Origin of the sequence: Pseudoflavonifractor phocaeensis (assembly GCF_021531375.1) — a bacterium.
GTDB lineage: Bacteria > Bacillota > Clostridia > Oscillospirales > Oscillospiraceae > Lawsonibacter > Lawsonibacter phocaeensis_B.
Genome location: NZ_JADYTU010000057.1, coordinates 1 through 1,309, shown reverse-complemented (window position 1 = coordinate 1,309; position 1,309 = coordinate 1). Strand labels below are relative to the sequence as shown.

General features: G+C 50.7%; 2 protein-coding genes. Both read left to right on the top strand.

Features of this window, described 5'->3' with window-relative positions; all coding sequences use genetic code 11:
- Window positions 1-79 precede the first annotated feature (79 nt).
- Window positions 80-394, top strand: a complete 315-nt coding sequence (locus I6E39_RS10995) for an imidazolonepropionase (RefSeq protein WP_235381623.1) — start codon at window positions 80-82, stop codon at window positions 392-394.
- 50 nt (window positions 395-444) lie between these two features.
- On the top strand, window positions 445-1,248 hold the full coding sequence (locus I6E39_RS10990) for an IS3 family transposase (RefSeq protein WP_235381622.1): 804 nt from the start codon (window positions 445-447) through the stop codon (window positions 1,246-1,248).
- Window positions 1,249-1,309: the final 61 nt, after the last annotated feature.

Below are 1,309 nucleotides of genomic sequence, written 5' to 3'. Positions count from 1 at the left end.
GTGAACAGGTCCAGTAAAAACGGACAGTGACAAAAGACCCCCTGATGTAGGAAAATAGACTACGTCAGGGGGTCATGTTATGGAGAAACGGAAATACACACAGGTACAAGCACTGCTGCCAGAAATCAAGGCAATGCTGACAGCGGGAAAAACCCAGCGGGAAGTAGCAGAACACTACGGTTTTCAGGATAAACAGGTGGTAAAAAGTCTGCTTAAGCGTGAGCGGAGGAAAGAACGCAAGTCGGAAGCCGGCATCCTTCCGCGGCCGAAAGGACGGCCGAGAAAAGATGCTGTGCCAAGAGATATTGTGGCCGAGCAGGCATATGAGATCCAACAGCTTCGTATGGAAAATAAATTGCTGCGGGATTTTCTGCGATTCACAGGAAGGAAGTGAGGGCAAGGGCAAAATACCATATCATCTATCGTCGCAAAGCAGAGTATCCCGTGTCAGTCATGTGCAAATTCTTCGGCGTATCCAGAAGCGGGTACTATGCCTTTGTCCATCGCCTTGGAAAGCCGGAGAAGGACGCCGCGCTTGCAGAGCTCATCGCACAGCAGCGGGAGCGCAGTTTCCGTACCTATGGCTACCGGCGGATGTGGCTGTGGCTAAAAAGCCAGAACATTTTTTGCAACCCGAAAACGGTACTGCGGGTCATGAAGAAGTATGATCTATTGTCTGAGATCCGCCGCCGCAGGAAATGGCAGCAGATGGGGCAGCAGCTCCACAAGTACCAGAATCTGCTCAACAGGGACTTTTGCGCAGACAGGCCCAACAGTAAATGGGTAACGGACATCTCCTACATCCACACCGGGCAAGGCGTGCTGTATCTATCCATGATCCGAGATCTGTATGACAACAGCATTGTGGCCTACAAAACCGGAACACAGCAGACGGTGAATCTGGTCCTGGACACCATCCGCCTGGCCATGAAGCAGGAGAAAAAGAGGGCCGCTGAGGAGTTGCAGCTCCACAGCGACCAAGGCTTTCAATACACATCCCAAGCATATTTCCAGCTGACTCAACAATACGGCATTACGCCTTCCATGTCAAGACGCGGAAACTGTTATGACAATGCAATGGCGGAAAATTTTTTCTCTATTCTCAAAACAGAGTGTATTTACCGCCACAAACCGGCTACCTTTACCGAGGCCAACGAGATGCTTGAGCGCTATATTTACTTCTACAACCATGAGCGCATCCAGTTAAAAACTGGAGAGGCGCCGCTGGCGCGACGCCTCTCCGCTTAAAACTTAATCTTTTCCTACCAGGGGATCTTTTTGTGCTGTCCGCACAATCTGGGGCTGTTCA

Bases quoted from the DNA above. Each gene is read 5' to 3' on its own strand.
- I6E39_RS10995 (WP_235381623.1), top strand. From the start codon at position 80: ATGGAGAAACGGAAATACACACAGGTACAAGCACTGCTGCCAGAAATC.